Genomic DNA, 22,989 nt, shown 5'->3' on the forward strand with positions numbered 1-22,989 from the left:
AAAAAAGGAGAAGAGAGGTCCTCATCGCTGTTATGAAGACCTCAGTGAGGAAAAAAAAGGAGAAGAGAGGTCCTCATCGCTGTTATGAAGACCTCAGTGAGGAGGAAAAAGGAGAAGAGAGGTCCTCATCGCCGTTATGATGAAGACCTCAGTGACAATGAAGTTTCAATTTAAAATGGTCAATGATGAAGCTCAGGAATTGTTAAGAAAGCTTGTGCTTCAAGGATTTCATTATCGATATGCTTCTCGTCCACGAATTCTGCATCTTGTGCAGTTTTTACTTGTTCTTAAGTATTTGAGAAAGAGATGATTTGTTCTTGATTGGAAAAACACGTGGGTTATCCCAAAACATTTGACCTCTCCCATCACAAAACTTATATTTAAAGAACGACCATAAATCCCTAAAAGAAAGAGATGAAACCAAACCATGAAATGGACAAGTAAAGATATCTCCCAATACGTTCAAGCAAAAGAATATATAGATACCGTCATCATTCCCTTGATGCCGATTAGTTTCGGGGACCATATCAAAACGATTGCCTCCCACGGAGAATACATAAACATTTTAAGTTACGAATTGGAAAGACAATTTAAAGGAAGAGTTATCCTGTTGCCTCCATTCAGCTATATTGAATCAGACCAAGCTGAAAACAAAGTAGCACAACTTAATAACCTTTCTCTACATATTAAAGAAAACAATATTAAACACGTTTTTCTAATGACTTCCGACAGTTCGTGGAGTCAGCAAGAACAGCAATTAGAAGGGAAGCTCATATGGTTACCTGCGATCCCTTTAGAGGATATGGAAGATAAATATAAACAAAAAATCATTCAAGATCAGATGAATCAGTTATTACCGATGTTTATCCAAAAATGGCAGGATTAAAAGGTTAGAAATTGGTGCAAAATATCCCAAAAGGCAAACTGCTAGCAAAATGATATTAAAAAAGCAATAAAAAAACGAAAATATTTTCAAAGGTTTAAAAATACGTCACAACCTTGCCATTTTTTCAAGGCAGGAGATTATTGACCTTGGGACAAGATTGATATATCATGAGAATGTCCTAGTTTTCTATGTGTTATAATCTACTGTCCGTATGGACTTAGTTCTTTCTATAGAGGGGGGAAAACAATGAGTGAGAAAAACCATCGCGTGTCTAGACGTCAATTTTTAAACTATACCCTTACTGGTGTAGGCGGTTTCATGGCAGCAGGTATGCTGATGCCAATGGTCCGTTTTGCAATTGATCCAGTGCTTAAAGCTGGAGTTGACCAAGAACTTGTTTATGTTTGTGAAGAAAGCGAACTAACAACTGAACCACAACGTTTTGATTTTAAAATTGAGCAAGTTGATGCATGGTATGAATCTGAAGAACCAAGATCTGCTTGGATTTTTAAATCCGAAAATGGAGATGTAATTGCACTATCTCCTGTATGTAAGCATCTTGGCTGTACGGTGAACTGGGCTTCTGATGAAGCGAATCCGAATAGATTCTTCTGTCCATGCCACTATGGCTTGTATGAAAAAAATGGTGACAACGTACCTAATACTCCTCCACTAGCTCCACTAGATGTTTATACACATAAAGTGGAAGATGGAAAAGTATATCTAGGTAGCGCAAAACCTAAAGGGGAGGCGTAATAATTGTTAAATAAGATTTATGACTGGGTTGACGAACGATTAGATATTACGCCAATGTGGCGCGATATCGCTGACCACGAGGTACCTGAGCACGTAAACCCAGCACATCACTTCTCCGCATTCGTTTATTGCTTCGGTGGATTGACATTCTTCGTAACCGTTATCCAAGTACTATCAGGTATGTTCTTGACTATGTACTATGTTCCGGACATTAAAAATGCGTGGGAATCTGTGTATTATTTACAAAATGAAGTTGCGTTCGGTCAAATCGTACGCGGTATGCACCACTGGGGAGCAAGCTTAGTTATCGTAATGATGTTTTTACATACACTACGTGTTTTCTTCCAAGGTGCATATAAAAAGCCACGTGAACTTAACTGGGTGGTAGGAGTACTTATCTTCTTCATTATGTTAGGTCTTGGTTTTACAGGTTATCTATTACCTTGGGATATGAAAGCATTATTTGCAACAAAAGTAGGTTTAGAGATCGCCGCTGCAACCCCATTAATAGGGGATATGGTGAAAACCTTACTTGCTGGACATCCTGAAATTGTTGGTGCTCAAACACTGACTCGTTTCTTTGCGATTCATGTATTCTTCTTACCTGCAGCTCTATTTGGCTTAATGGGTGCTCACTTTGTCATGATTCGTAAGCAAGGTATTTCTGGACCGCTATAAGATTCATTATTTTTGATAACAAAGGAGGGGAACCTATATGCATAGAGGAAAAGGTATGAAGTTTGTTGGTGACTCGCGTGTCCCGGCAGTACGCAAACCTAATATTCCAAAAGATTATTCCGAGTTTCCTGGTAAAACGGAAGCATTCTGGCCAAACTTCTTGCTAAAAGAATGGATGGTTGGTGCGGTTTTCCTAATCGCATTCCTATGCCTGACTGTCGCTCACCAATCACCATTAGAGCGTATCGCAGATCCTACTGATACTGCGTATATCCCGTTGCCAGACTGGTACTTTTTATTCTTATACGAACTACTTAAATATCAATATGCAGCTGGACCATACACTGTTATTGGTGCAATGATTATGCCTGGTCTTGCGTTTGGTGCATTGTTACTTGCTCCATTCTTAGACCGTGGTCCTGAGCGTCGCCCAAGTAAGCGTCCAATTGCTACTGGTCTAATGTTACTTGGTATCGCTTCAATCTTCTTCTTGACTTGGCAGTCTGTAGATTCTCATGACTGGGAAGCTGCAGCAGAACAAGGTGAGATCAGAGATGAACTTGCGATTGAAATTGATGAGAATGCAGAAGGTTACTTGATTCTACAAGAAAATACCTGTCTTTCATGCCATGCTAACAACCTACAAGGTAGCCCTGGTGTTGCTCCATCATTACTAGACAACCCAGACTATACTTCTGAAGACTATCAGACGATTGCAGTAGAAGGTATTGGTGGAATGGGAGCCGGTATTTTCAAAGGTACGGACGAAGAGCGTAAAATCCTAGGTGACTACCTAGTTGAAATGAATGAAAAAGCTGCGGAAGCAGAATAACATGGAAGCTGGCTAATTTAGCCAGCTTTTTTGTATAATGGAAACATCAATATAAAAAGTGAGGAAATAGGATGTTAACTTGGTTTATACACTTATTGAAGACACCAGTGATGCTGTGGTTGGTGTTGATTATTAATGTTCTTGGGACCATCTATGGATATATATGGTATGGTTATCAATTAGCAGAAACCCCTGCTATTTTTCTTATTTTTGTCCCGGACAGTCCTACGGCAAGTCTTTTCTTCTGTTTTGTCTTGGTAGGATTTATTTTAAAAAAGAATTTCAAACTGTTTGAGGCGTTAGCGATCATTACGCTAGTTAAATATGGAATATGGGCTGTAGTGATGAATATGTTAACGCTTATGGAAACAGGCTACTTGCCGATAGAAGGGTATATGCTAATTGTTTCTCATGGAGCGATGGCTGTGCAAGGAGTTCTATATAGTCCATATTATCGTTTTAAACTATGGCACCTTGTAGCAGCAGGAATATGGACTTTACATAATGATGTTATTGACTATGTATTTAAAATGATGCCTTGGTATGGAAGCTTAATGAAATACTTCCCTCAAATAGGATATTTCACATTTTGGTTAAGTATATTTTCCATCGGCCTCGCGTATTATTTCTCTTTACGAAACAATAGAATAAAGTTGTCCTTGGATTAATGTTCTAACCTTGTCCACACTCTCATAACATTTAGTAGAGAATATGGGAGGGACAAGCGATGAAAGCAAAAAGACATATACTAGCTATTCTATTATTTTTACTTATTTTCCCGTCAGGTATAACAGCACACTCTCATGAACCGTTAGAGCCATTTGCTCTTAATTTTATTATGGATGATGCACTTCAGCTGGTAAAAACGGAACGATATGTAGAAGCGCACAACCTAATGGATATTTTTTCTGATGAATTTACAAAGCTGATGGTAACGAATCAGCAAATCCCATCTGATGAAGTTAGGATCATATCTGTTGTTCATCAACAATCAATGGCCTCCCTTAGTGACACACTTCTTCCGCACGAAGAAAAAGTAAGGGCAATCATCAGACTCCGTCTGGCGGTAGATGCCATGACTTCTGAACACCAGCCGATGTGGGTGGAGATGGAAGACCCGTTAATCATGACCTTTCAACAGCTGAAAGATTCGGTTGATACGAGGGACAGTGATTCTTATGAGGCATTATATCGACGACTTTTATTGGAATACGACATGATTCATCCTAGTGTCAGAATGGATGTAAAACCAGAGTATATTCAAAAGATGGATGCCCATATCGATTATTTGGATAAAAATAGAGAGGCTTTACTTTCGCATTCAGAGGAATTCGACGATATGCAGGTGATTGAGGCAGATCTTAAAGCACTATTTAAAGAACTCAAAGAGGATGAAACAGATCCCTCACTCTTGTGGGTAATGATTTCAACAGGCAGCTTTATTTTATTGACACTGTCCTATGTGGCCTTCCGTAAGTACTTGGGAGCTAAGAGGCTCGAAATGCGGAAAAAGCTTAAAGATTGACAGGGATAAAATAAAGGAAATAAAATAATCCTAATAGGAAGACTACAGTTAGCTATGTAATCAAGCTAAGGAGGGACTTACTAATGGGATTGGGAATGTATCTAATCTATTTTGCTTTCTTGCTGATTGTCCCACTATGGGCGCAGTCAAGAGTGAAAAGCGCGTATAAAAAGTATTCAAAAGTTGCTTCCTCTTCCGGAATGCCGGGAGCAGAAGTTGCTAGGAGAATATTACACGATAACGGGATTCACGATGTGAGGGTGGAAGAAACCAGGGGTCATTTGACTGACCATTATGATCCGCGCTCTAAAACAATTAGGTTATCTTCACACAACTATCACGGTAATTCCATAGCGGGTGCGGCAATTGCGGCTCATGAGGTTGGTCATGCCATCCAGGACAATCAAGATTACGCATTTTTACGGTTTCGCCATTCGTTAGTACCGGTCGCTAGTCTTGGCTCGAATATGTCATTTTTCCTGATTTTCGCAGGGATAATCTTTAGTGCAAGTAACCTGATTCTTATTGGAATCATCTTTATGGCGGCTGCGGTCTTGTTTCAGTTGGTAACCTTGCCTGTTGAATTTGACGCATCTAATCGTGCGATGGATCAAGTGGTGTCGCTTGGAATCATTAATAACAACGAAGAGCGTGAAACAAAGAAAGTACTGAATGCGGCGGCGTTGACTTATGTTGCAGCAGCAGCTGTTGCGGTAGCGGAGCTGGTGCGGTTTATTTTGATATATTTGGGTAGTAGGGAATAGTTAGATTGATTTGGAGCAGCCATTATAGTGGCTGCTCTTTTCAATATTTGGGATGAAGACAATCTAAAGCAAAAAAATGGTGTAGAATTGTCTTCATAAAGGAGGTGAAGACAATCTTGACAAGTAAAAGACGTTGAAATTGTCTTCACAATGGTGATGAAGACAATTTGGCCAGAAAAAAAGCTGTGGAATTGTCTTCATAGTGAAATCAAGACAACCCACAGCCAACTTTAAAAAGCAAATCTCATCGCTCCATCGGATTCTTATTCTCATCCAACGTAAAGCCTTCCCCTAGCACATCATGTACATCACTGACGGCCACAAATGCATGAGGATCTACAGAAGTGATGACATTTTTAAGTTTTACCAACTCATTTTTCGCAACAACACAATACAACACATTCCGCTCAACCTTCGAAAACGAACCTTGTCCGCGCAAAATCGTCACTCCGCGGTCCATTTCCGCATGAACTTTAGAAGCAATTTCTTCATTCTTTTCGGAAATGATAGTAGCGCCTTTGGCAGCATAAGCTCCTTCTTGCATAAAGTCAATCACACGAGCGGCAACAAAAACAGCAACAAGTGTGTACATCGCTTCCTGATAAGTTAAGTACATGATCAACGAAAGTACGATGACCACTGCATCAAACATGAACATCGCTTTTCCCATGCTCCAGCCAATATATTTATGCGCAAGACGAGCGATAATATCCACTCCGCCTGTTGTTCCTCCATATCGGAAAATAATCCCCAAACCTATTCCGATGAATACTCCCGCAAACAACGCTGCTAAAGTTAAGTCATCTTCAAGAGGAGGGAACATCAATGGAACCCTTTGGAAGATCCATAAAAATAAGGACAAGCTAAAAGTTCCTATAAGTGTGTAGAAAAATGTATTCCTACCAAGCAGCTTCCAACCAATGAAAAAGATAGGGATATTAAGCAATAGGTTGGTATAAGAAGGGTCAAATCTGAAAAGAAAGTATAAAAGTAGGGTAATACCTGTAAAGCCGCCTTCTGCTAAATTGTTTTGCATATTGAAATTGACAAGTCCAAAAGCGAAGATAGCAGAACCGATTAGTATGTAGATGATATTTTTGATTTTCAAGCCTTTTAACATGATGAACCTCCAAGACCTAGATAGTTTACAACCTCTCTATTATAATAGACAAGGAGAAGAGAAGTAAATGAGATAAAGGGTAAGGCTTATTATTTGTTTTTTTATCACTTCCTGTCGATTCCGTTCCAGGTGTTCGCTTTCCGCGGGGCGGTGCTTAAGCCTCCTCGGCTGCGCCTAAGCCACTGAAAAAGCTTTGATTTTATCAATTGTTTAGACAACGCTGTTGATTTCCGCAAATGGCTTCGCTTTCCTAAGGGCGCTGCTGGAGCCTCCTCGGCAAGCCTTCGGGGTCTCCACCTAGCGCTATCTCCCTCAGGAGTCTTCGCCTTTTGCTCCAATCAACAGCTCAAAAATACCAAGTACTATATAATATCAGTTTTTTAGTGGCCTCGGCTGCGCCTGTGGGGTCTCAAGTCTACCGCTACCTCCCGCCGGATTCTCACACCTTGCACTATAATTGACAGGATGGTGTTGCGTAATCGCAAGAATCAAGCTCAATCATTTGTCAAATGATAGGGTTTTAGCTAACATGATATGGTGAGGTGACATGAGCATGAGTGAAAAGACGATGCAAGAAATACAAAAGGAAGTTGACCATTATATTTCCCAGTTTAAAGAAGGTTATTTCAGTCCGTTAGCGATGCTAGCAAGGATGACAGAGGAACTTGGAGAACTTTCTCGTGAAGTTAATCACTTTTACGGAGAAAAGCCGAAGAAAAGCACAGAAAAAGAAAATACGATGGAAGAAGAGTTAGGTGATATGCTGTTTGTGATGATTTGTTTCGCCAATTCTCTTAATATAGATCTACAAGAAGCACACGACCGTGTGATGGAAAAATTTCAAACAAGAGATAAAGATAGATGGACAAGGATTGAGGAGGAAGGGAAATAATGAAAAACATCAAGATCATTCTTGCCGGCCCTCGTGGACGCATGGGAAGAGAAGCAGTGGATTTAATACATAATACAGAACACTTTCAGTTGGTTGCTTGCCTCGACAGAGTAAATGAAGGCAAATTGCTTTCTGATGTGGAAGGGTTCCCTAAAATTGATGCGCCAATTTTCAATGATCCAAGAACTTGTTTTAAAGAGATAGAAGCAGATGTACTTATAGATCTTACCACTCCTGAAATAGGGAAGATAAATACCAAACTTGCAGTGGAACATGGGATTCGCCCTGTCGTTGGTACTACTGGCTTTAATGAAGAGGAACTACAAGAATTAACAGAACTTGCAGAATCCAAAAAAGTCGGTGTTATCATTGCTCCAAACTTTGCGGTGGGAGCCATATTAATGATGAAATTTGCCCAAATGGCAGCAAAACATTTTCAAGACGTGGAAATCATGGAATTGCATCATGATAGAAAACTGGATGCTCCGTCTGGCACAGCCATAAAGACAGCAGAACTTATTTCTAAGACGCGTGAACCAAAACGCCAAGGCCATCCTGAGGAAGAGGAAACCATCAATGGAGCAAGAGGAGCAGAAACCAAGGATGGCATTCGAATTCACAGTGTTAGATTGCCAGGGCTTGTAGCGCACCAAGAAATAATGTTTGGCGGGGAAGGACAATCTTTGACAATCCGTCATGATTCCTACAATCGGGCAAGCTTCATGTCTGGGGTTAAACTGTCTGTGGAAACGATCATGAATCTGGAAGAGTTAGTATACGGCTTGGAAAATATTATCGAGTAACGGGGGGACTGTCATGAAGATAGCTTTAATTGCACACGATAAGAAAAAACCGAATATGATTCAATTTGCTACCGCGTATAAAACCATATTGGAAAAGCATGAAATTTTTGCGACAGGTACAACTGGCCTTAGGATTGCGGAGGCGACTGGTTTGAGTGTTTATCGATTTCAGTCTGGACCACTTGGTGGGGATCAAGAAATTGGCGCCATGATTGCCCAGAATAAAATGGATTTGGTAATCTTCTTCCGTGATCCATTGACTGCTCAACCTCATGAGCCGGATGTGACAGCATTACTTCGTTTATGTGACGTATATTCCATTCCCTTAGCAACCAATATGGGGACAGCGGAGATTTTAATTCACGGCCTTGCAAGGGGAGAACTTAGCTGGAGAGAGATTGTTCACGGTAGAGAGGCAGAGAGCCATGACTGAGCCGCTGGACATCCTCGCTTTTGGGGCACATCCTGATGATGTTGAAATCGGTATGGCAGGCACACTTGCCAAGTATAAAGAACAAGGCTTAAAAATCGGTATATGTAATCTGACACTTGCAGAGAAATCTTCCAACGGCACCGTAGAAATCCGCCAGAGTGAGGCAGCCAAGGCTGCAAGTATTTTGGAACTTGATGAACTTATTCAGCTATCTTTACCGGATAGGGGATTATATTTGAAAGAAGAATACATAACTGAGATCGTATCTGTCATTAGAACATACAGGCCACGCGTTGTATTTGCCCCATACCTTGAAGACCGCCATCCTGACCATGGCAATTGTGCCAAGTTAGTGGAAGAGGCAGTCTTTTCCTCTGGTGTTAGAATGGTGGAAGATTACAAGAACCAAAAAGCACATAAACCAGAAAACCTTTATTTTTATCAGATTAATGGGATGAATAAACCTGATTTTTACATAGATGTATCAGATCAAATAAATAAAAAAACAATGGCACTTCAAGCCTATACAAGCCAATTCGAAAAAGATAAAGACGGCGTGGAAACACCGCTTACCAATGGGTATGTGGACGCAGTCATAAGCCGTGAACGGGCATATGGGAAGCAGATCGGCTCCAAGTACGCAGAAGGCTTTTTTGCCAAAGGACCACTTGTCCTAAATTATGATTTAATAGGTGGGATTTAATTGAAATTGAAAATTGGCATTACCTGCTATCCAACTGTAGGGGGATCTGGGGTAATTGCAACGGAATTAGGAAAACTCTTGGCGGAAAAGGGGCATGAAATTCACTTCATCTCCTCGAGTATGCCTTTTCGACTAAATAAAGTGTATAGTAATATTTATTATCATGAAGTACAGGTAAATCAGTATTCTGTTTTTCAATACCCGCCTTATGACTTGGCCTTAGCAAGCAAAATGGCAGAAGTGGCAAAAAGGGAAAAATTAGACTTGCTGCATGTACACTATGCTATCCCTCATGCGGTATGTGCTTATTTGGCCAAAAAGATGACGGATGATAAACTTAAAATAGTGACCACATTACATGGTACAGATATTACGGTATTAGGTTATGATCCATCTTTAAACGATATGATTCGTTTTGGTATTGAAGGATCCGATGTAGTAACGGCAGTATCTGAGTCACTTGTTCAACAGACTTATGACCTACTGCAACCAAAGAAGGCCATTCAAACCGTTTATAACTTTATTGATGAACGAGTGTATTCAAAAAAAGATACGCAAGATTTGAAAACACAATACGGGATATCTGATGAGGAAAAGGTCATCATCCATGTGTCCAATTTCCGGAAAGTAAAGCGAGTTCAAGATGTTGTGAAGTCTTTCCATCTTATAGAAAAGCAAGTACCCTCCAAAATGCTGCTTGTAGGTGATGGACCGGAAATTTCTGTGGTCTGTAATTTAGTAAGAGAGCTTGGGTTAAAAGATAAGGTGCTGTTCCTTGGAAAACAGGAGAACTTAGAAGACTTATACTCCATCAGCGACCTTATGCTTCTTTTATCAGAAAAAGAGAGTTTTGGCCTTGTGTTATTAGAAGCAATGGCTTGCGGCGTTCCTTCAGTAGGGACCAAGATTGGTGGAATCCCAGAGGTAATAGATGATGGAGTGACAGGTTATTTAAGCGATGTTGGAGATGTAGAAGATATTGCGATAAATGCGGTAAAGATATTGGATAACGCAAACCTACATAAAGAATTTGCTGAAAATGCCATTACAAGAGTAAAAGAGCATTTCAGTTCAAGAAGAATTGTGGAGCAGTATGAAGATATGTATAAGCAACTAATTAAGCACTGACGGGTGAAAACGGGGGAAAGACCATGAACATAGCCTTCCGACAAGGAATTGAAATCATAGAGCGTTTAGAAGCGAACGGACATGAGGCTTACTTTGTAGGAGGCTCTGTTCGGGATACCTTAATGGGCAGAGAAATCGGCGATATCGATATAGCCACTTCCGCCACTCCTGAAGAAATACAGGCCTTCTTTCCAAAAACGGTAGATGTCGGAGCGGAACATGGAACAATTATTGTCATAACGTCTGAGCAGGAAAGCTATGAAGTGACTACTTTCCGAACAGATGGAAAGTATACCGATAACCGGCATCCAGATGAAGTAATCTTTGTGAAGAGCTTAGAGGAAGATTTGAAACGAAGAGATTTCACGATGAATGCGATTGCGATGAATAAACATAGTAAAATTCTAGATCCATTTGATGGAGAGAAAGATATAAATAGGAAAGTTATTCGTACTGTAGGCAAGGCGACGGATCGCTTCAGAGAGGATGCCTTAAGGATGTTTAGGGCTGTCCGCTTTGCAAGTCAATTGTCTTTTTCTTTAGAAGCAGATACTTTTTTGGGAATACAAGAAGACAAAGAGTTGCTTGAAAACGTTTCTATTGAAAGAAAAACGATAGAAATGGAAAAACTCCTACTTGGACAAGGGCTTAAGTTTGGATTAGAACTTTTGGTTACTACAGGTCTTCATGCATTTCTCCCGAAGCTTGAAGGGAAAGAGAAGCAATTGTTGGAGCTAGGGGACATGCCACTACAGCATCTTAAGAACCGGTCAGCCATTTGGACGGTATTGTCATATGTTTTAAAGCTTGAAATGCATGAAGTGGAAGTTTTTTTAACTAGCTGGAAACTACCAAAGAAAATCAATAAGTCGGTCCTAGAGAATTTACTGCTCATGGAACAAGTCCAACAATTTAGCTGGAACAAGGAGTCTGTTTACAGAGCGGGACTTGAACGGTCATTAGAAGCTCATCAAGTAATGTGCGTGCTAGGTCTGGACGAAGAAACTTCTAAAAAGAAGATAAACGAATTATACGACAAACTTCCGATATACAGTTTGAAAGATATAGTGTTCAATGGACATGACCTAATGGAATTGGCAAGCGGAAAACGAGGAAAGTGGATTTCTGAGATACTAGCAGACATGGAAATGGCTTTGATTCATGGTGAAATAGAAAATGAAAGAGCGGCTTTGAAGGAGTGGGTGTACAATTGGCTACAGAAATACGATCGAGATTATTGAAAATGTTCACCGAAATTGAAGGTGATTTCCTTTCAGGCCAAAAGATAAGCGAAGAGTTAGGGTGCTCAAGAACGGCCGTTTGGAAGCATATCGAAGACTTAAGACAGGAAGGCTACGAGCTTGAGGCAGTAAGAAGAAAAGGATACCGTATAAAAACAATTCCCGATAAAATATCCCACAATGAGATCTCTCTTGGCTTAAAAACGGAAACACTGGGGCGAAGAATCCATTTTGAAGATTCTGTCACCTCCACCCAAAAAATTGCCCATCAATTAGCCTATGATGGTGTACCTGAGGGAACATTGGTTGTGGCAGAGGAGCAGACATCTGGTAGAGGAAGACTGAGCAGGGCCTGGTACTCACCGAAATATACCGGAGTTTGGATGAGTCTGATCTTACGCCCTAACCTACCGCCTGCCAAAGCACCTCAATTGACTTTATTGACAGCAGTTGCCATCACTCAGGCGATTGAAGAGGTGACAGGCTTACGTCCAGATATTAAATGGCCTAATGATATTTTGATTAATAAAAAGAAGACAGTAGGTATCCTTACTGAAATGCAGGCAGAAGCAGATAAAATCAATTCTGTCATCATCGGCATGGGAATAAATGTGAATCAATCTTTGGAACAATTTCCGGAAGAACTTCATTCCATTGCAACCTCTTTGTCCATTGAACTAGGAGAAAAGGTCAATCGCGCGGAGCTTATTCAATCCATACTCATGAAATTTGAAAATCTTTATCATAAGTATTTGCAGCATGGATTTTATCCGATCAAACTTTTATGGGAGTCTTATGCTATCAGTATCGGCAAGAGGATCATTGCTCGCACTATCACAGGAACATTAGAAGGAACAGCTAAAGGCATTACAGAAGATGGTGTCCTGATGCTTGAGGATGACCAAGAAGTAACCCACTATATTCACTCAGCAGATATTCAAATTGGAAGCGATTAAATGATGGCATTCTTTCATCACATACACTATAATAGTGGTGTTGGGCAGTATCTATCATAGAACTGCACCTGACAATTTTTCAAAACTTTTAATACAACCAACCAAATATCTGCCTTGATCCAAAGGACTGGGACAGAGGGATTGAACTGAATGATTTTTTGAGCTAAACACCACATCCTTCTTTCGCATGCGCAAAAGAGGGATTTTTTCGGTTCTTTTCCTCTCCTTACTAAAAAGGAGGACGGAAAATGAAAACTACATCAGATTTTTTAAAAATGAAAAAAAATAATGAGAAAATCGCCATGTTAACGGCATACGATTATCCCTCTGCAAAGCTCGCAGAAGAAGCTGGAGTTGACATGATACTTGTGGGTGATTCTCTTGGCATGGTCGTGCTTGGATACGAATCTACGGTACCAGTCACGGTGGATGACATGATTCATCATACGAAAGCAGTAAAAAGGGGTGCACCTTCTACGTTTATCGTTACAGATATGCCATTTATGTCCTATCACCTTTCAATGGAAAACACCCTCTTAAATGCTAAAAGAATCGTTCAGGAATCAGGGGCACATGCGTTGAAAGTAGAAGGTGGCGGTGAAGTGTTCCATGTTATCTCCACTATGACAAGTGCTGGTATTCCAGTTGTCGCCCATTTGGGGTTGACTCCTCAATCAGTTGGGGTTCTTGGCGGCTACAAAGTACAGGGTAAAGATGTAGAAAGTGCCAAGAAAATGATCCAGGATGCAAGGACAGCTGAAGAGGCAGGGGCAATGGCTCTTGTACTAGAATGCGTGCCAAAGCAACTAGCGAAAGATATAGCTGCTCAACTGACCATTCCAGTGATCGGCATAGGTGCAGGTGTTGATGTTGACGGTCAGGTACTTGTTTACCATGATGTCGTGAAATACGGAGTAAACCGGGTTCCGAAGTTTGTGCATTCTTATGTGGATTCGCAAATGTTAATGAAAGATGGTCTGCAACAGTATGTTCATGAGGTAAAAGAAAATATTTTTCCTAAACCGGAGCACAGTTTTACCATGAAAGAGGAAACACTGCATCGCTTATATGGGGGATAAAACGTGAAAATCATTAAACAAATAAACGACATGCAACATGTCATAAAAATAGAAAAGCAGCAAGGTAAAAAGATCGGTTTTGTTCCTACGATGGGTTTTCTACATGAAGGACATCAAACATTACTAAAGGAAGCTAGAGAAAACAATGATATTGTCGTGTTAAGTATTTTTGTTAATCCTCTGCAGTTCGGACCAAATGAGGATTTAGAAGCCTATCCTCGTGACTTTAAACGGGATGAAGAGATTGCAAAATTACGAGGAGTGGACTATCTTTTTTATCCTTCAGTAGAGGAAATGTACAAAGAAAATCGTACAACCATCATAAAGGTGGAACAACGAGTAGATGTTCTTTGTGGTAAACATCGTCCGGGCCATTTTGACGGAGTAGCAACAGTTGTTATGAAACTTTTCCAGATTGTGACACCAGATACAGCATACTTCGGAATGAAAGATGCACAGCAAGTTGCAGTGATTGACGGTTTGATAAATGACTACCATCTGCCAATTGAATTGGTCAGAGTGGGGACAGTCCGGGAAGAAGATGGTCTTGCAAAAAGCTCCCGTAATGTGTATTTAAGCGACGTGGAGAGAAGCAAAGCTCCATCCTTGTTTAAAGCACTTTCACTCGGTAAGGCGAAGTTGGAAGACGGAGTGGATGTCTATGCTGTAAAACAAGAAATGGAGGACTATATTCTCCTCCATACAGGACACAAAGCGGAATATATAGAGATCTACACGTATCCGACCCTTCAAGAACTAAAGAAGGTAAAGGAAGAGGAGAGCATTATCATTGCTATTGCAGTGAAATTTTCAAAAGCAAGACTCATTGACAACATGGTTTTTTCATATTCTAAGGGGGAATAAAAATTGTTTCGTACACTAATGAACGCAAAAATACATCGTGCCAGAGTAACGGAATCTAATCTGAATTATGTAGGCAGTATCACCATTGACGAGGATATCCTCGATGCGGTTGGTATGGCTGCAAACGAAAAAGTACAAATTGTGAACAATAATAATGGTGCACGCTTTGAAACATATATTATACCTGGTAAAAGAGGCGGGAAAGACTTTTGCCTAAACGGTGCAGCAGCAAGACTCGTTCAAGAAGGCGACGTCATCATCGTCATATCCTATGCTATGATGGCTGAGGAAAAAGTAAAAGACCATCAACCAAAAGTCGCGGTTATGAACGAATACAATGAAATCATAGAAATGCTAGGGACAGAACCAGCCTCAACGGTGATGTTATAAATTGAATGAGACAATCTGTTGATTGCATTGGAATGCTCGAAAATCAACTGTTTTATGCATATCCCCCTCAAAACAGGGGGTTTTTCTATTTAAACATGGGAAAAATAAAAATACATATTTTTTTCAGATGATGTCTATGGTACCTTTTATATATGTTGAACAGATGTAATGAGGTGGAATGAAATGAAACAGCGATTTGTCGTTCTTGACTTGGAAACGACAGGGAATACTCCCAAGAAAAATGACAAAATAATACAAGTTGGCGCTGTTTTAATAGAAGATGGTGAAATAGTCGAGCGCTTTGCAAGCTTTGTGAACCCTCAATGTACCATCCCGCCTTTTATTGAGCAACTAACCAATATCAATCAGGAAATGGTCGACAGGGCTCCGACATTTGCACAAATAGCTCCTATGCTTTGTGAAATGCTAAAAGGTTCATCCTTAGTTGCTCACAATGTACCTTTTGATCTTTCTTTCTTGCAACATGAGCTAAAAACTAGCGGCCATCCTACATTTTCAGGAAATACATTTGATACAGTTGAATTGGCCCGGATTTTACTGCCTACACAAAAAAGCTATAAATTAACGGACTTATCTATATTTTATGAGTTGAATCATGACAATCCACATAGAGCAGATAGTGATGCAGAAGCAACGGCCATTATTTTTCTAAAGTTGATGGAGAAGATTCAACGTCTACCCTCCATTACAATTCATCAGTTACATACATTTTTACATACGATGAAAAGTGATATTCACCTTTTATTTCAACAAAATGGTGTGTCTTCTTCTCCTAACCATGTTCTATATGATGAAAAACTTGCTGTTAGAAAAGCTTCCCTGCAGCCTATGGAAGAACTAGCAAAAGTGAAAAATGAGATGCTAACAAAAGTCAAGGGTCAGCTAAATCCCATTGATAAAGAATTGACTGCCCTTCTCGATGCTCGCCAACATGGTTTATTGGAAATTACAGCCTCTCACAAAACGCATAATATAGGCGCGCTCGCTTTTTCTCTGGAAAAAAACAAGAAAGTGGTAGTGAGTTCTGTATCAAAAGAAACGAAGCGGGAGCTTGAGAGACAAGTGTTAGCACTAAATAAGCATGCGGCATTTCTCTTATCAGAAATAAAAGGAAAGTATTATTATCTTAGCTTGTCGAGGTTCGGGACCGTGCTAGGAGAAGCGGATGATAACTATGATGCTGTATTAACAAAGGCGCAGATTCTTGTTTGGTTAACAGAAACGGAAACAGGTGATATGGAAGAACTTTCTCTTTCTTCTGGTGGAAGGTTGCTCTGGGATTCCATCAATTGTTCTTACGGAGAATCAACTGATGACTCACAAGATGACCTTTGTTTTTATACAAGAGCAAAGAATAGAGTACAAAGTGCCTCCATTATCTTTACAAATCACATGTTTTTAGCAAAGGAAATTTGGAAGCCCGAAGCTTTTAGGCAAATGGACCATTTTCTTGTTGAAGATGCCAGTCTTTTTCACCAAAGTGTAAGCAGGTTCCTTGGGAAAGAAATCAGCTATCTGGATTTATATTTTGCTTTATCCAGACTTAAGGAAACCATTGTCGTCCAACAGGCAAAAGAGGAGCTGGACGAGGCATTTCGGTTAATCCGAAGTTACTGCCTATTGAGAACAAAAAAGAAGCAATCAAGAGTCATTTACAGATATGATGTGTTGAAGGAAAAATCACCAGGGTGGTATGCTGTTCTAGAAGCTGCCCAGAGGCTGTATATGAAGTTGACAGAAGTCCTTTTATCGTTGGAAAAAGAAGCTGAATCAACACCATTGAAACAAATGAGGGATACCTTTCATGGCCTGTTATTTAGTATCGAGAAACATGGATTAACTTGGTTTGATGTTCACACAAAAGGGGCAAAGAATTCGGTTACCATTTATGAACAACCTCTTGATGTTTCCCATACTCTTGCTGAAATGTTTTATCAGCAAAAAAGTAGTATACTTTTTATATCACCAGCATTAAGTGTGGACAAGAATTTTGATTATATGCTTGAGGAGTTAGGACTGACAGACTTCTATCCTAAGACCATAACTGTTGAAAACACAGGAACTAATTATCCAGATGTATTTATTCCAACAGATATGCCAGCGATTACAAGAGGGAAAAATGAAGCATTCAATGAGATTGCTGCCTTGCAACTATTAGAGCTTTTGGAAGATAGAGGCGGAAGAATTCTTGTTACCTTCTCTTCCCTTGAGATGTTGACTGCTGTTTATCAGGCGATCAAATCCCTGCCAAATGCAGATGAAACAGTAGTGGTCAGTCAAAGTAGTTTGTCAGGTGGAAAGCAAAAAATTTTAAAAGCTGCAGCCAACTTTGAAAAGGCCATCCTGTTGGTTACTAACGGATTCCTAGAAGAAGTTAACTTACAAGGTGAAAAAATAGACAAACTTGTTGTCATGCGACTTCCATTCAAATCAATGGACGAACCGGTGATGGCAGCTAAAATTACCACTGTTGAGGGACAAGGCCGCAATTCATTTACAGATGTATCATTACCAATAGCAGTATTAAGATTCAAAGCAATGATAGGTCGCTTTTTAGAAGCAGAAGGTCCAAAAGAAATATTCATCTTTGATAAGCGAGTGGTGGAAAAAAGATACGGTAACACCTTCCTACAATCCATCCCTAACGCAATTGTTAAGAAGGACTCCTTCTTTGCCATCATGAATAATTTAAATTAGTCTAAAGCAGTTGATTGTAGCAAAAGGCGAAGACTCCTGAGGGAGATAGCGCTAGGTGGTGACCCCGCAGGCTTGCCGAGGAGGCTCCAGCAGCGCCCCTAGGAAAGCGAAGCCTTTTGCGGAAATTAACTGCGGCTTATATAAAAAAAGGGGTGAATCTTCCATTTTAGAAGGATTCACCCATCAAAGTTGGTGTGGGATAGGAGCAAATTTTATACTTTCACGTACATCAATGTACTAAACTGAATAGAAACTGTTATAATGTGTTTGAACACTATAGGTGATTCAGTACTTATATTCTAACCGACAATACAGGTCAGTATAAGTAACAAAAATTGTTTAAACGCAGGAGGATTTTGGGATGGAAAGTAAAATTGAGGTTCTGTCAACTGTGACCGTAGAGAATTCATCGGATTTATATAAAATCGTGGATACATTAAACAGAACATTAAAAAGAGAAAACCTTATGTTTGGCTTGGCTTTAGACCAGGAAGATAAAGAAAAAGCCGTCATTACAATATATCGTACATAAAGAAGTGATGAAATGAAAAAATGGATTATTTTTAGCATTATTATAATTGCCATCATCATTTTGTGGCAATTTATCTCTATATACCAAACAGCCATGTCACCAGTAAAAGATCAGATTGAAAAAGGGGTGGCAGTTGCCCAAAAAGGGGCAGAGCTGCAAACAGTGGAAGATGTAGCGGCATACAATGGAACAGACTCCTATGTTATTGTACAAGGAACCGATAGTGAAAAAGAAGAGCTTGTTGTGTGGGTGAAAGAAAGTAAGGAAATTGTCCATACAATGAAAATGAACGACGGAATTCCAAAAGAAGAAGTGTTGAACTATCTTCAGACTGACAGGGAGCCAAAAGAGATTATTTCCATCTCTCTTGCAATGGAAAAAAACACCCCATTATGGGAAATTAAATATAAAGACATCAATGATCAATATAATCTTTATTACGTTAAATTCGAAAATGGAGAATACTTTCAACGAATAATCTTTTAATGGTAACGGGAGGAAGTAAAAATGAAATTAGCCAAAAGGGTATCAACATTAACACCATCCACAACATTGGAAATTACGGCAAAAGCGAAGGAACTTAAAGACGCAGGTCATGATGTTATCGGTTTAGGAGCAGGAGAACCTGACTTCAATACACCAGCACATATTATGGACGCTGCAAAAGAAGCAATGGATAAAGGATTCACTAAGTATACGCCATCAGGCGGACTTCCTACTTTGAAAAAAGAGATCATCAATAAGCTTCAACGTGATCAAGAATTAACGTATAAACCTTCAGAAGTGATTGTTTGTATCGGTGCTAAGCATGCGCTTTATACTCTTTTCCAAGTTATCCTTGATGAAGGGGACGAAGTGATCATTCCAACTCCTTATTGGGTTAGCTATCCAGAACAAGTAAAGCTTGCTGAAGGTGTACCTGTATATGTAGAAGGAAAAGAAGAAAATCAATTTAAAATTACAGCTGAGCAGCTGAAAGCCACAATTACTCCTAAAACCAAGGCAGTAGTATTGAACTCTCCAAGTAACCCAACAGGTATGGTTTATACCAAGGAAGAACTAGAGGTGCTAGGGAAAGTATGCCTAGAACATGATATTCTTATTGTATCAGATGAGATTTATGAAAAACTTCTCTATGATGGAAACCAACACGTATCCATTGCTCAACTTTCACCAGAATTGAAAGAGCAAACAGTCATCATTAACGGGGTATCCAAATCCCACTCTATGACAGGGTGGAGAATCGGGTACGCTGTAGGAAACCAAACCATTATCAGCTCGATGACAAACTTAGCAAGCCATAGTACATCAAATCCAACATCCATTTCACAATATGCAACCATTGCTGCATACCAAGGACCGCAGGATGATGTAGAACTCATGCGACAAGCATTTGAGGAGAGACTAAACATTATTTTTGAAAAACTAAATCAGATTCCTGGTTTCCATTGCCTTAAGCCACAGGGGGCATTTTATCTTTTCCCTAAAGCCATTGAAGCTGCAAAAATGGCAGGTTTTAATGATGTAGATAGTTTTGTAAAAGCATTGCTGGAGGAAGAAAAGGTGGCACTTGTTCCTGGTTCAGGATTTGGAGCGGATGATTATGTTCGTCTTTCTTATGCAACAAGTCTGGACTTATTGGAAAGTGCTGTAGAGCGGATTGCAAACTATATGGCAAAAGTGGCGGCTAAGTAAAATTACTTAGCCTTCACCTTTTGTAGAATGTATGGAAAATTGTTTGCTTACGATATTACAGGCTTGTATAATAGAGGGTATGTACATAAAAGTGTAAATACATTGCAAGAACATTGCTGGAGGGAATAAAGTAGTGAAAACAACAATATCTGAAGTACATAAACATGTTGGAGAAGAAGTAACCATTGGTGCTTGGATTGCCAACAAAAGATCTAGTGGGAAAATTGCATTCCTACAATTACGTGACGGTTCCGGTTTTATCCAAGGAGTAGTCGTAAAAGCGGAAGTAGAGGAGTCTGTATTCCAAGCAGCAAAATCTGTCACCCAGGAAACGTCAGTATATGTAAAAGGTATCGTGCGTGAAGATGAAAGATCACCTTTTGGATACGAACTTGGGGTTACAGGAGTGGAAGTAATCCATGAAGCGGTTGATTACCCAATCACTCCAAAAAACCACGGAACAGAATTCTTAATGGATAACCGCCATTTATGGTTGCGTTCCAAAAAACAACATGCCATCATGAAGATAAGAAATGAAGTAATTCGTGCGACTTATGAATTCTTTAACGAAAATGGGTTCTCAAAAGTAGATCCTCCAATCTTAACAGGTAGTGCTCCTGAAGGAACATCTGAACTGTTTGCAACGAAATACTTTGACGAAGACGCATATCTTTCTCAAAGTGGACAACTTTACATGGAAGCAGCAGCGATGGCGCTAGGTAAAGTATTCTCATTTGGCCCTACATTCCGTGCGGAAAAGTCTAAAACTAGACGTCATTTAATTGAGTTCTGGATGATTGAGCCTGAGATGGCATTCTATGAGTTCGAAGACAACCTTGTTGTTCAAGAACAATATGTTTCTTTCATCGTTCAATCGGTTGTGAAAAACTGCAAATTGGAATTAGGTATTCTAGATAGAGATGTATCTAAGCTTGAAAAAATCCAAGCTCCATTCCCAAGAATTTCTTACGATGATGCCATTAAATTCTTAAATGAAAAAGGCTTTGATGATATCCAGTGGGGCGATGATTTCGGTGCACCTCATGAGACAGCCATTGCTGAAAGCTATGATATGCCTGTTTTCATTACGCATTATCCTACAGGAATTAAACCATTCTACATGCAGCCTCATCCAGAGCGCGACGATGTAGTGTTGTGTGCAGATCTAATTGCTCCAGAAGGATACGGAGAAATCATCGGTGGATCAGAACGTATTCATGATTATGACCTACTTAAACAACGCTTAGAAGAGCATAACTTGGAGTCTGATGCATACAAGTGGTACTTGGAGCTTCGCCAATACGGCTCTGTGCCGCATTCTGGCTTTGGTCTTGGACTTGAACGTACGGTAGCATGGATTAGCGGAACAGAACACGTTCGTGAAGCAATTCCATTCCCAAGATTACTAAATCGTCTATATCCATAAAAATAACAATGGTCACCCGCTTTGGAAGACGGGTGACTGTTTTTATGAACTTTTTCGTCATCTCAATACTAAAGTATAGGTAGACAGGTTTTTAGAAGTGGAATGAAGACCTCAGGTACGGCGAACAGGGTTGTGAGAGGTCATGAGAAGTAGAATGAAGACCTCAGTTACGGTGAACAATGCTGAGAGAGGTCATAGGAATTGGATGAAGACCTCAGATGCGGACGAACGGGGGTTTAAGAGGTCTTAAGAAGTAGAATGAAGACCTCAGTTACGCCGAACAGGGTTGTAAGAGGTCATGAGAAGTGGAATGAAGACCTCAATTGTGCCGAACGGGGTTGTAAGAGGTCATGAGAAGTAGAATGAAGACCTCAGTTACGCCGAACAGGGTTGTAAGAGGTCATGAGAAGTGGAATGAAGACCTCAGTAAAGGCGAACAGAGCTGAGAGAGGTCATGAGAAGTAGAATGAAGACCTCAGTTACGGTGAACAATGCTGAGAGAGGTCATGAGAAGTGGAATGAAGACCTCAGTTGCGCCGAACATAGCTGTGAGAGGCCTTCAGAAGCTGAATGAAGACTTCTGTTGAGCCAATCAAAGAGGAGAGAGGTCATGAGAAGTAGAATGAAGACCTCAGTTAAGCCGAACAAGGCCATGAGAGGTCGTGAGAGTTGTAATTAAGCCCTCAATTAAGCCAAACAGAGCTAGAGAGGCTTTTTTTTTGTAATACTGCTAAAACCATACCTTTGTTTGAAATAACATAACACTTTAAATAACCATCAACAGATTGAAATATATTACCTATGAAGAATCAGTAGATATTTGTTATACTTATCGGAGAGGTGTCTCAGATGAAAAAAGAACAATTTATTCAATTCATGGAAGAGGGCAACCTGTCCGTTCCTAAATATTTGTTAAACAATTACGTAAATCTTGGGTTAAATGAAAAAGAGTTTATCCTTCTTCTACATGTACATTCTTTCGTGGAAAGTGGAATTATTTTTCCAACCCCTATGGAAATCGCAGATAAGATGACAATTGACCCTTCAGAATGTATGGAAATCTTGCGTCATCTACTTCAAAAAGGGTATGTATCCATTAGTGATGAAATGGATGAATACTCCATCAAATATGAACGCTATTCTCTCCAACCTCTTTGGGAAAAAATGATTACCTATATGATGGACCAAAACAAGCAAGCGACACAACATTTGAATCAACAACAAGAAATGAATCTTTATACTGTGTTTGAGCAGGAATTCGGAAGACCATTATCGCCGTTTGAGTGTGAGTCTTTGAATATGTGGATGGACCAGGATCACCATGATCCAACCATTATTAAAGCGGCATTAAGAGAGGCTGTTATTTCTGGGAAGTTGAATTTTCGTTATATTGATAGGATCCTTTTTGAATGGAAGAAGAATGGGATAAAGACAATCAATCAAGCTAATGAGTATGGTAAAAAGTTCCGTAAAAATCAACAAAAGATAACTTCCGTTCCACCCAATAAATCAAGCAATTCAACTGTTCCATTTTATAACTGGCTTGATTAAAAAAAGGGGACACGTAA

At 39.8% G+C, this 22,989-nt stretch carries 25 protein-coding genes; 24 read left to right on the forward strand and 1 reads right to left on the reverse strand.

The annotated features are described in order from the left end of the window. Positions 1-136: 136 nt before the first annotated feature. The 8 genes from FZC76_RS23040 to FZC76_RS11855 all read left to right on the forward strand — a co-directional run bounded on the left by FZC76_RS23040 (position 137) and on the right by FZC76_RS11855 (position 5,441). On the forward strand, positions 137-310 hold the full coding sequence (locus FZC76_RS23040; protein ID WP_187442050.1) for a hypothetical protein: 174 nt from the start codon (positions 137-139) through the stop codon (positions 308-310). 117 nt (positions 311-427) lie between these two features. After that, the gene (locus FZC76_RS11825; RefSeq protein ID WP_148988373.1) at positions 428-886 is read left to right on the forward strand and encodes a YpiF family protein; all 459 of its coding nucleotides are present in this window, start codon (positions 428-430) and stop codon (positions 884-886) included. A 246-nt stretch (positions 887-1,132) separates the two neighbouring features. After that, positions 1,133-1,642, forward strand: coding sequence for a ubiquinol-cytochrome c reductase iron-sulfur subunit (locus tag FZC76_RS11830; RefSeq protein ID WP_148988374.1), 510 nt, complete (start codon positions 1,133-1,135; stop codon positions 1,640-1,642). 3 nt (positions 1,643-1,645) lie between these two features. Further along, positions 1,646-2,320 carry a menaquinol-cytochrome c reductase cytochrome b subunit gene (qcrB, locus tag FZC76_RS11835; protein ID WP_010193681.1) on the forward strand — a complete coding sequence of 225 codons (675 nt, stop codon included), beginning with the start codon at positions 1,646-1,648 and terminating at the stop codon, positions 2,318-2,320. Between the two features lie 37 nt (positions 2,321-2,357). Further along, positions 2,358-3,152, forward strand: coding sequence for a menaquinol-cytochrome c reductase cytochrome b/c subunit (locus FZC76_RS11840; RefSeq protein ID WP_148988375.1), 795 nt, complete (start codon positions 2,358-2,360; stop codon positions 3,150-3,152). 71 nt (positions 3,153-3,223) lie between these two features. Next, a complete protein-coding gene (locus FZC76_RS11845; protein WP_148988376.1) occupies positions 3,224-3,820 on the forward strand; it encodes a lipoprotein heptaprenylglyceryl N-acetyltransferase LhaT in 597 nt (198 codons plus the stop codon). Between the two features lie 59 nt (positions 3,821-3,879). Further along, entirely contained in the window at positions 3,880-4,677 is a 798-nt protein-coding gene (locus FZC76_RS11850; protein ID WP_148988377.1) for a sporulation protein YpjB, read from the forward strand. A gap of 83 nt (positions 4,678-4,760) precedes the next feature. Then, positions 4,761-5,441: a zinc metallopeptidase gene (locus tag FZC76_RS11855; RefSeq protein WP_187442051.1), complete on the forward strand. Its 681-nt coding sequence runs from the start codon at positions 4,761-4,763 to the stop codon at positions 5,439-5,441. Between the two features lie 244 nt (positions 5,442-5,685). Here FZC76_RS11855 and FZC76_RS11860 read toward each other — a convergent pair whose 3' ends face one another. Further along, complete coding sequence (locus tag FZC76_RS11860; protein WP_148988378.1) at positions 5,686-6,561, reverse strand: YitT family protein; 876 nt, start codon at positions 6,559-6,561, stop codon at positions 5,686-5,688. 553 nt (positions 6,562-7,114) lie between these two features. Here FZC76_RS11860 and FZC76_RS11870 point away from each other — a divergent pair. From FZC76_RS11870 to FZC76_RS11945, 16 genes are all read left to right on the forward strand, one after another. After that, positions 7,115-7,453, forward strand: a complete 339-nt coding sequence (locus tag FZC76_RS11870; protein ID WP_148988380.1) for a nucleotide pyrophosphohydrolase — start codon at positions 7,115-7,117, stop codon at positions 7,451-7,453. Beyond that, positions 7,453-8,256, forward strand: coding sequence for a 4-hydroxy-tetrahydrodipicolinate reductase (gene dapB, locus FZC76_RS11875; protein WP_148988381.1), 804 nt, complete (start codon positions 7,453-7,455; stop codon positions 8,254-8,256). Before FZC76_RS11870 ends, dapB begins: the two co-directional genes overlap by 1 nt. Positions 8,257-8,269: 13 nt before the next feature. Next, on the forward strand, positions 8,270-8,689 hold the full coding sequence (gene mgsA / locus FZC76_RS11880) for a methylglyoxal synthase (protein ID WP_148988382.1): 420 nt from the start codon (positions 8,270-8,272) through the stop codon (positions 8,687-8,689). Then, a complete protein-coding gene (gene bshB1, locus FZC76_RS11885; protein ID WP_148988383.1) occupies positions 8,682-9,392 on the forward strand; it encodes a bacillithiol biosynthesis deacetylase BshB1 in 711 nt (236 codons plus the stop codon). The genes mgsA and bshB1 overlap by 8 nt, the downstream gene beginning before the upstream one ends. Continuing rightward, positions 9,393-10,520 (forward strand): N-acetyl-alpha-D-glucosaminyl L-malate synthase BshA, encoded by a 1,128-nt coding sequence (bshA, locus tag FZC76_RS11890; RefSeq protein WP_148988384.1) that lies wholly within the window; start codon positions 9,393-9,395, stop codon positions 10,518-10,520. Between the two features lie 23 nt (positions 10,521-10,543). Beyond that, positions 10,544-11,761, forward strand: a complete 1,218-nt coding sequence (locus tag FZC76_RS11895; RefSeq protein ID WP_148988385.1) for a CCA tRNA nucleotidyltransferase — start codon at positions 10,544-10,546, stop codon at positions 11,759-11,761. Positions 11,762-11,763: 2 nt separating this feature from the next. After that, on the forward strand, positions 11,764-12,717 hold the full coding sequence (locus FZC76_RS11900) for a biotin--[acetyl-CoA-carboxylase] ligase (protein ID WP_148988486.1): 954 nt from the start codon (positions 11,764-11,766) through the stop codon (positions 12,715-12,717). Between the two features lie 248 nt (positions 12,718-12,965). Next, entirely contained in the window at positions 12,966-13,796 is an 831-nt protein-coding gene (gene panB / locus FZC76_RS11905; protein WP_148988386.1) for a 3-methyl-2-oxobutanoate hydroxymethyltransferase, read from the forward strand. Between the two features lie 3 nt (positions 13,797-13,799). Beyond that, positions 13,800-14,660, forward strand: coding sequence for a pantoate--beta-alanine ligase (panC, locus tag FZC76_RS11910; RefSeq protein WP_148988387.1), 861 nt, complete (start codon positions 13,800-13,802; stop codon positions 14,658-14,660). Positions 14,661-14,663: 3 nt separating this feature from the next. Beyond that, complete coding sequence (gene panD, locus FZC76_RS11915) at positions 14,664-15,050, forward strand: aspartate 1-decarboxylase (RefSeq protein ID WP_148988388.1); 387 nt, start codon at positions 14,664-14,666, stop codon at positions 15,048-15,050. Positions 15,051-15,233: 183 nt separating this feature from the next. Further along, on the forward strand, positions 15,234-17,768 hold the full coding sequence (locus tag FZC76_RS11920) for an exonuclease domain-containing protein (protein ID WP_187442052.1): 2,535 nt from the start codon (positions 15,234-15,236) through the stop codon (positions 17,766-17,768). Between the two features lie 361 nt (positions 17,769-18,129). Next, the gene (locus FZC76_RS11925) at positions 18,130-18,300 is read left to right on the forward strand and encodes a YpmA family protein (RefSeq protein ID WP_148988390.1); all 171 of its coding nucleotides are present in this window, start codon (positions 18,130-18,132) and stop codon (positions 18,298-18,300) included. Between the two features lie 12 nt (positions 18,301-18,312). After that, complete coding sequence (locus FZC76_RS11930) at positions 18,313-18,786, forward strand: cell wall elongation regulator TseB-like domain-containing protein (RefSeq protein WP_148988391.1); 474 nt, start codon at positions 18,313-18,315, stop codon at positions 18,784-18,786. A gap of 21 nt (positions 18,787-18,807) precedes the next feature. Then, entirely contained in the window at positions 18,808-19,995 is a 1,188-nt protein-coding gene (locus tag FZC76_RS11935; RefSeq protein ID WP_148988392.1) for a pyridoxal phosphate-dependent aminotransferase, read from the forward strand. 133 nt (positions 19,996-20,128) lie between these two features. Beyond that, positions 20,129-21,421 carry an asparagine--tRNA ligase gene (asnS, locus tag FZC76_RS11940; protein ID WP_148988393.1) on the forward strand — a complete coding sequence of 431 codons (1,293 nt, stop codon included), beginning with the start codon at positions 20,129-20,131 and terminating at the stop codon, positions 21,419-21,421. 849 nt (positions 21,422-22,270) lie between these two features. Beyond that, on the forward strand, positions 22,271-22,972 hold the full coding sequence (locus FZC76_RS11945) for a DnaD domain-containing protein (protein ID WP_148988394.1): 702 nt from the start codon (positions 22,271-22,273) through the stop codon (positions 22,970-22,972). Positions 22,973-22,989: the final 17 nt, after the last annotated feature.

It is taken from the genome of Sutcliffiella horikoshii, assembly GCF_008180725.1.
GTDB lineage: Bacteria > Bacillota > Bacilli > Bacillales > Bacillaceae_I > Sutcliffiella_A > Sutcliffiella_A horikoshii_B.